The sequence below is a fragment of the Pseudomonas sp. PDM03 genome (assembly GCF_014852385.1).
Classification (GTDB): domain Bacteria; phylum Pseudomonadota; class Gammaproteobacteria; order Pseudomonadales; family Pseudomonadaceae; genus Aquipseudomonas; species Aquipseudomonas migulae.
This window is the reverse complement of the sequence record NZ_JACVBM010000011.1, coordinates 189194-196704: the sequence shown is the minus strand read 5'-3', so window position 1 is coordinate 196704 and position 7511 is coordinate 189194. Positions and strand designations below refer to the sequence as shown.

6 protein-coding genes are annotated in these 7511 nt (G+C 60.0%); all 6 read right to left on the bottom strand.

Annotated features, from left to right (window positions below; all coding sequences use genetic code 11):
- Positions 1 to 85 precede the first annotated feature (85 nt).
- Entirely contained in the window at positions 86 to 1768 is a 1683-nt protein-coding gene (gene phaC, locus IB254_RS17115; RefSeq protein ID WP_192418215.1) for a class II poly(R)-hydroxyalkanoic acid synthase, read from the bottom strand.
- 114 nt (positions 1769 to 1882) lie between these two features.
- The gene (gene phaZ / locus IB254_RS17110; protein ID WP_192418212.1) at positions 1883 to 2737 is read right to left on the bottom strand and encodes a poly(3-hydroxyalkanoate) depolymerase; all 855 of its coding nucleotides are present in this window, start codon (positions 2735 to 2737) and stop codon (positions 1883 to 1885) included.
- A 134-nt stretch (positions 2738 to 2871) separates the two neighbouring features.
- A complete protein-coding gene (phaC, locus tag IB254_RS17105) occupies positions 2872 to 4551 on the bottom strand; it encodes a class II poly(R)-hydroxyalkanoic acid synthase (protein ID WP_192226849.1) in 1680 nt (559 codons plus the stop codon).
- 258 nt (positions 4552 to 4809) lie between these two features.
- Positions 4810 to 5187: a gamma-butyrobetaine hydroxylase-like domain-containing protein gene (locus IB254_RS17100; protein WP_085988409.1), complete on the bottom strand. Its 378-nt coding sequence runs from the start codon at positions 5185 to 5187 to the stop codon at positions 4810 to 4812.
- A gap of 110 nt (positions 5188 to 5297) precedes the next feature.
- Positions 5298 to 6635, bottom strand: a complete 1338-nt coding sequence (gene hslU, locus IB254_RS17095; protein WP_192418210.1) for an ATP-dependent protease ATPase subunit HslU — start codon at positions 6633 to 6635, stop codon at positions 5298 to 5300.
- Between the two features lie 54 nt (positions 6636 to 6689).
- Positions 6690 to 7229, bottom strand: coding sequence for an ATP-dependent protease subunit HslV (gene hslV / locus IB254_RS17090; protein ID WP_008025213.1), 540 nt, complete (start codon positions 7227 to 7229; stop codon positions 6690 to 6692).
- Positions 7230 to 7511: the final 282 nt, after the last annotated feature.

Below are 7511 nucleotides of genomic sequence, written 5' to 3'. Positions count from 1 at the left end.
GCATCACCGCGGTGGGTCGTGAAACCGCGGTGATGCGATCGCCAGCAAGCCGGCTCCTACGGAAGCAGCAGTGGTGTGTTGGGTGTCAGCGCACGCGCACGTAAGTACCGGGTGCCGCCTCCATGGGTGGATAGTTCTGGTTGCCGAGGACCATGTGGGTTTCCTTTTGCGCGCCCGAACGTTCCTGAATCCAGCTCAGCCACTGCGTCCACCAGCTGCCATCGACTTGCTTGGCGTCGTAATACCAGGCCCGCGGATCGCTGCTCAGTTTGGTGCTTTCAATGAAGTTGGCTTTCGGGTTGGACGGTGGGTTGAGGATGCTCTGCACATGACCGCTGTTGGACAGCACGAAGCGTCGCTCGCCACCCAGCAGCAGCGTCGAGCGATACACCGCATCCCACGGCGTGATGTGGTCGTTGATGCCGGCCACGCTGAAGCTGTCGACGGTGACTTTCTGCAAGTCGATCGGCGTGCCGCACACTTCCAGGCCCCCCGGATGACTCAGCGGGTTGTGCTTGAAGAAGTCCAGCAGGTCGCCGTGAAAGGCGGCCGGCAGGCGTGTGTTGTCGTTGTTCCAGTAGAGGATGTCGAACGCCGGCGGCTCCTTGCCCAACAGGTAGTTGTTGACGAAGTAGCTCCAGATCAAATCGTTGGGGCGCATCCAGGCGAAGACCTTGGCCATGTCGCGACCGTCCAGCACGCCCTTCTGATAGGACCGACGCTTGGCCGCTTCCAGGGTCTGTTCGTCGGCGAACAGGGTCGCGGGGCTCTCCATCTGGCTGTCGAGCAGGCTCACCAGATAGGTTGCGCTGGATACACGGCGCAGTTGCCGCTTCGCCTGCAAATGACCTTGCAGCGCGGCAATGGTCAGCCCGCCGGCGCAGGCGCCCATCAGATTGACTTCCCGGGCGCCGGTGATTGCCCGGCATACATTCATCGCTTCTTCGACGGCTTCGACGTAGGTCGAAAGGCCCCATTCACGATGGCGCACATCGGGGTTGCGCCAACTGATCATGAAGGTTTGCAAGCCGTTTTTCAGGGCGAACTGGACGAAGCTGTTATTCGGGCTCAGGTCGAAAATGTAGTACTTGTTGATCTGTGGCGGCACCACCAGCAGCGGTTTGGAATACTGCTTTTCGCTCATCGGCTTGTACTGGATCAGTTCCAGCAGCTCATTGCGAAACACCACGGCGCCGGTGGTGGTCGCGACCGTCTTGCCGACCTCGAAGGCCTGCTTGGTCACTTGCCTGGGCAGGCCGTCGTTGTGCAGGAAATCATCGACCAGGTGACTGATGCCACGCACCAGGCTGTTGCCGCCGGAGTTGAAGATTTCCTTGACCGCCAGCGGATTGAGCAGGGTGTTGGACGGTGACATCGCATCATTGAGCAAAGCGAACGCAAAGTGGGCGCGGGCGCGATCGTCCGGGTCCATGTTGCTCTCGTCGATCCAGCTTTTGACCTGTTTCTGCCAGCTCAGGTAGGCCTGCAAACTGCGGCGATAAAACGGGTTGAGGCTCCATGCGGGGTCGGCAAAGCGATTGTCGTTGGGGTTGGTCGGGTGCAGGGTTTCGCCCAGCAACACGCGCCCCAGTTGACCGCCCAGCTTCAACGCATGTCGGGCGCTGTGCACGGGGTTGCGCAAACCATGGGCGGCAACGCTGCGCAGGGTCGAAAACAGATCCCGGCCACGCAGGCCGGTAATCGCACTCTGTGCGTTGATGAACGCTGCGGGAGTCGGCAAAGATTCCCTCGCTGGTTTGTCGCGCATGACTCAACACTCCTTCGTCTTCAGGCCAAATACAAACACACCGAACCAGAACACCATAGACGCTGTAACGGGTTGTTGCGCGGCGCGACGTCCTGTCGACCGACGATGAGTCGGTTAACCGCCCGATGGCGCCGGATGCGGATGCATCACGGCGCGCTGCCGTTCTTCCTCGAGAAACTTCATGATGATCGGCGCCACGGCCTCGGCGCGGGTGATCAGGAACAGGTGCCCGTCATCGATGATGTGCAACTGGGCATTGGGAATTCGCCACGCCAGCACGCGCATGTTGATCAGCGGGATCAGCGGGTCATCGTCGCCGGCCAGCACCAGCGTCGGTTGGTGGATCTTGTGCAGCCAGTGAATGCTGGTCCAGCCGAGCCCGGCGAACAGCTGCCAGTAGTAACCGAGTTTGCCCGCCGAGCGCACCTTGGCCGCATGGCTGGCCGCCAGTGTCGGATCGCGACGGAACGAGCCGCCGTAGATCATCGGCGCAATGCGGATCACGTGCGATGGCTGGATGTAGCGCCGTGGGCTGGCCATCATCCACAGCACTTTCGGTTTGCCCGGCACCATCACCGCACCCGCCGCCGTCGCCGCCAGCACCAGTTTCTTGCAGCGCTCGGGGTAGTCGTAAGCAAACTGCTGGGCGAGGGCGCCACCCCATGACACACCGATCACGTTCACTTTCCCGTAATCGAGATAGTCGAGCATGCGCGCCGTGAGTTTGGCCAGGCCCGGAAAACGATACGGCCGGTTCGGCGTCGACGAACCGCCGACACCGGGCACGTCGAAAGCGATGACTTCGAGGTCCGGGTCCAATGCTGCGACAAACGGAAACACCAGCTCCAGGTTGGCGCCGATGCCGTTGAAAATCAGCAAGGGCGTCAAGTGAGGCTTGCCGGGGCGTACTGCCGTGCGGAGGGTCTGGCCATCCAGGTCGACGGTACGAAAAATGAACGGTTGCGGCATGCTTCAAGCCCTGTGGGTGGATCGGCCCCCATTCTGTAGGAGCCGGCTTGCTGGCGATTGCATCACCACGGTGAAACTGTGAAACCGCAGTGATGCCATCGCCAGCAAGCCGGCTCCTACAGGTCGGGGGTCATTTAGCGTTCGTGTACGTAAGTGCCCGGTGCTGCTTCACCTTCGGGATAAGCCTTGTTGCCCAGTTTTGTCGGGGCTTTTTTCAATTCGCCCGAACGCTCGGCTTGCCAGGCCTGCCAGTGCAGCCACCAGGAATCGGTGTGCTTGGTGGAGTTTTCCTGCCACTCCTCAGCCTTCAACGGCATCTCGGCGCTCGTCATGTAGCGCGATTTCGGGTTGCCCGGCGGGTTCAGAATGCTCTGGATATGCCCGCTGCTGGACAGCACGAACTCAACCTTGCCGCCGAACAGTTGCGCCGACTTGTAGCAGGACTTCCACGGGGTGATGTGGTCGTTGGTGCCCGCCAGGGAAAAGATGTCGGCCGTGACCTGCTTCAGGTCGATCGGCGTGCCGCACACTTCCAGTGCATCCGGGCGGATCAGCGGATTGTTTTTGAACATTTCGATCAGGTCGCCGTGGAACGCGGCGGGCAACCGGGTGGTGTCGTTGTTCCAGAACAGAATGTCGAACACCGGCGGCTCGTTGCCGAGCAGGTAGTTGTTGACCCAATAGTTCCAGATCAGATCGTTGGGGCGCATCCAGGCGAACACTTTCGCCATGTCGCGGCCTTCCAGTACACCGGCCTGATAGGAATGGCGCTTGGCGGCTTCGAGGGTCTGTTCGTCGACGAACAGTGCGACGTCGCTGTCCAGGGTGGTGTCCAGCACGCTGACCAGCAGCGTCAGGGCGTTGACTTTCTTCTCGCCGATTGCGGCGTAGTGGCCCAGCAACGCGGTGCAGGTGATGCCGCCGGAGCAGGCGCCGAGCATGTTCACGTCTTTGCTGCCGGTGATCGCGGTGACCACATCAACCGCTTCCTTGAGCGCTTCGATGTAGGTCGACAGGCCCCATTCGCGCTGTTCCTTGGTCGGGTTGCGCCAGCTGACGATGAAGGTCTGCACGTGATTGCGCAGGCAGAAACGCGCCAGGCTTTTGTCCGGGCTCAGGTCGAAAACGTAGAACTTGTTGATCTGTGGCGGCACCACCAGCAATGGGCGCTCATGCACCTGCTCGGTGGTCGGCCGGTACTGGATCAGCTCCAGCACGTCGTTACGGAAAACCACCGCACCTTCGGTCACGCCCAGGCTCTTGCCGACTTCGAATGCACCCATGTTGACCTGGCTCGGCATGCCGCCGTTGTGCACCAGATCCTTGGCCAGGTGCGAGAGGCCGTCGAGCAGGCTCTTGCCACCGGTTTCGAAGAAGCGTTTGACCGCTGCCGGGTTGGCCGCCGTGTTGGTCGGGGCCATGGCTTCGGTCATGAGGTTGATCACGAAATGCCCGCGTGCCACATCCTTGGGCCCGAGGTTACTGTCGTCGATCCAGTCGTGGAGTTCCTTGCGCCACGCCAGGTAGGTTTGCAAATAACGTTTGTAGAGCGGGTTCTGGCTCCAGGCCGGATCGGCAAAGCGACGGTCATCGCTGGTCGGTAGCAGTTCGGATTTGCCGAACAGCACGTTCTTCAGTTCAAGACCGAAATGAGCGACATGCTTCGCACTGTGAATCGGTTGTTTAATGGCCTGCCTGAGCACCATTCGAGCAGAAGCCAGTAGATCCTTTCCACGCAGCCCAACGACAGGATTAAGCCCCAAGGTGTTTTCCGAGGCTTGATTCTTCAAGTCATCGTTATTCTTGTTACTCATCTACGACGCTCCATTGTCCTGAGACGAGTACCTGAGTCCAGCCGTGTAGTCACACAGCCAATGCCAGGTACTACTGCTCGGGTGACCGATAATTCTGCATCGCTGCTTTTTAGTTCAGAGAGCACTGCAGGTAACTTGCCAGCTCCATTGGTTACCCGAGTTTAATTTTTTTCGCAAGCAGGCTAATGACTGACCTCGCGGCCAAGCATTCAAACAGATGAAATTAGAAAATGCCTTCTAATGCGCAAGAGGCGCGGGTTAGAGCATCAGCTTGACGACAGATTCGTTAGGGTCTCGGGTCTTTCCGGCCGCTTTCAGTTCGGCAAGATAATCGTTCCAGAGATCCTCTTGGCGCACGCCCAACTGGTACAGATATTCCCAGGTGAACAGGCCGCTGTCGTGGCCGTCATCGAAGGTCAATTTCAGTGCGTACTGACCGGCCGGTTCTACCTTGGTCAGGCCTACGCCGATCTTGCCAAATTGCAGGATAGGTTTGCCGTGGCCCTGGACCTCGGCGGAAGGAGAGTGCACGCGCAAGAACTCGGCGGGCAGGTGATGTTCCTCGCCGGACGCGTATTTGAGCGACAGGGTTTTCGAGGCTTTGTGCAGTTTGATGTCGGTGGGGATCATGACCAAAGTCCGTATTGAAGCGCGAGGTCTGAACCTCTGTAGGAGCCGGCTTGCTGGCGATGGCGATTTCAAGTACGCCATCGCCAGCAAGCCGGCTCCTACAGGAGGTCGCATGCCTACAGGATATAACGGGACAGGTCTTCGTTCTGCGCCAATTCGCCGAGGTGGCTGTTGACGTAGTCGGCGTCGATCAGGATCACCTTGTCGTCGTGAGCGCTGGCCAGGTCGCCGGCGCTGAACGACACCTCTTCGAGCAGGCGCTCGAGCAGCGTGTGCAGGCGACGGGCACCGATGTTCTCGGTTTTCTCGTTGACCTGCCAGGCGATCTCGGCGATGCGCTTGATGCCATCCGGCTGGAACTCGATGGCCAGGCCTTCGGTTTTCAGCAGTGCGCAATATTGCTCGGTGAGCGAGGCGTGCGGTTCGCTGAGGATGCGTTCAAAGTCTTCCGGCGTCAGCGCTTTCAGCTCGACACGAATCGGCAGACGGCCTTGCAGCTCAGGCACCAGATCGCTTGGCTTGCTCAAGTGGAACGCACCGGAAGCGATGAACAGGATGTGGTCGGTCTTGACCATGCCCAGTTTGGTGTTGACGGTGCAGCCTTCGATCAGCGGCAGCAAGTCGCGTTGCACGCCTTCACGGGACACGTCGACGCCACCGGAGTTACCGCGCTTGGCAACCTTGTCGATTTCGTCGATGAACACGATACCGTGCTGCTCGACCGCTTCCAGCGCCTTGGCCTTCAGCTCTTCATCGTTGACCAGGCGGCTGGCTTCTTCGTCGCGGACCAGTTTCAGCGCTTCCTTGACCTTGAGCTTGCGGCTCTTGCGTTTGCCCTTGCCCATATTGGCGAACAGGCTCTGCAACTGGTTGGTCATTTCTTCCATGCCCGGTGGCGCGGAGATATCGACGCCGGACACTTCGGCGACTTCGATTTCGATCTCTTTGTCATCCAGCTGGCCTTCGCGCAGGCGCTTGCGGAACAGCTGGCGGGTGTTGGAGTCGGCCGACGGGGCGTCATCGTTGTTGAAGCCCATGCGCGCCGGTGGCAGCAGGGCGTCGAGGATGCGCTCTTCGGCGGCGTCTTCGGCGCGGTGGCGAACCTTGGTCATTTCCTGTTCGCGCAGCAGCTTGATGGCAGCATCGGCCAGGTCACGAATGATCGACTCGACATCGCGGCCAACGTAGCCGACTTCGGTGAACTTGGTCGCTTCGACTTTGATGAACGGTGCGTTGGCCAGTTTGGCCAGGCGACGGGCGATCTCGGTTTTGCCGACACCGGTCGGACCGATCATCAGGATGTTCTTCGGCGTTACTTCAACGCGCAGCTCTTCCGGCAGTTGCATCCGGCGCCAGCGGTTACGCAGCGCGATGGCGACGGCGCGTTTGGCATCGTCCTGGCCGATGATATGGCGGTTGAGTTCGTGGACGATTTCACGGGGAGTCATGGACATAATATTTTGACGGACCTTAAACAAGATGAGTCGTGGCGTGGGGCCGAAACAGACTTACTCGTCGCCTTTGGCGCAGTCCTGCTCCTCAATGGTCTGGGTGTGGTTGGTGAATACACAGATGTCGCCGGCAATGCCGAGGGCGGTTTCGACGATTTCCCGGGCTGACAGGTCGGTTTTCTTCAGCAGCGCACTGGCGGCGGCCTGGGCGTAGGCGCCGCCGGAACCCATGGCGATCAGGCCTTGTTCAGGCTCAACAACGTCGCCGTTGCCGGTGATGATCAGGGACGCGTCTTTGTTGGCGACCGCGAGCATGGCTTCGAGGCGGCTGAGGGTGCGGTCGGTGCGCCATTCTTTGGCGAGTTCGACGGCGGCGCGAACCAGATGGCCCTGGTGTTTCTCCAGTTGACCTTCGAAGCGCTCGAAAAGGGTAAAGGCGTCGGCCGTGGCGCCAGCAAAACCGGCGAGGACTTCGCCGTGGTAGAGGCGACGAACTTTCTTCGCGTTGCCTTTCATCACGGTATTGCCGAGAGAAACCTGGCCGTCGCCGCCCATGACGACTTTGCCGTGGCGGCGAACTGAAACGATGGTGGTCAAGGGAGAGTCTCCACGCAGCGGGGCGAAAATGCCTTATGCCAACTCATATGGGGGTGGTGGAGCGTTTTTCAACTGCGGGGCGGGAGAGGGGACGAGCGGTGTTGCGCGGGGGAAGGTGTGTTGTCTGATCTGACGCCATCGCCAGCAAGCTGGCTCCTACAGGTTGCGCGATTTTCACGGATACAGTGAACCGTGGATTTCACGGCGTTCACGATATCGCGAACGATGCATAACCTGTAGGAGCCGGCTTGCCGGCGATGAACGATAACGCGGTCTTGGGGA

What these genes read in the sequence shown, in the direction of transcription:
- hslU (WP_192418210.1), bottom strand. Translation starts at nt 6,635, where the DNA reads ATGTCCATGACTCCCCGTGAAATCGTCCACGAACTCAACCGCCATATC.
- phaC (WP_192418215.1), bottom strand. Translation starts at nt 1,768, where the DNA reads ATGCGCGACAAACCAGCGAGGGAATCTTTGCCGACTCCCGCAGCGTTC.
- phaZ (WP_192418212.1), bottom strand. Translation starts at nt 2,737, where the DNA reads ATGCCGCAACCGTTCATTTTTCGTACCGTCGACCTGGATGGCCAGACC.
- phaC (WP_192226849.1), bottom strand. Translation starts at nt 4,551, where the DNA reads ATGAGTAACAAGAATAACGATGACTTGAAGAATCAAGCCTCGGAAAAC.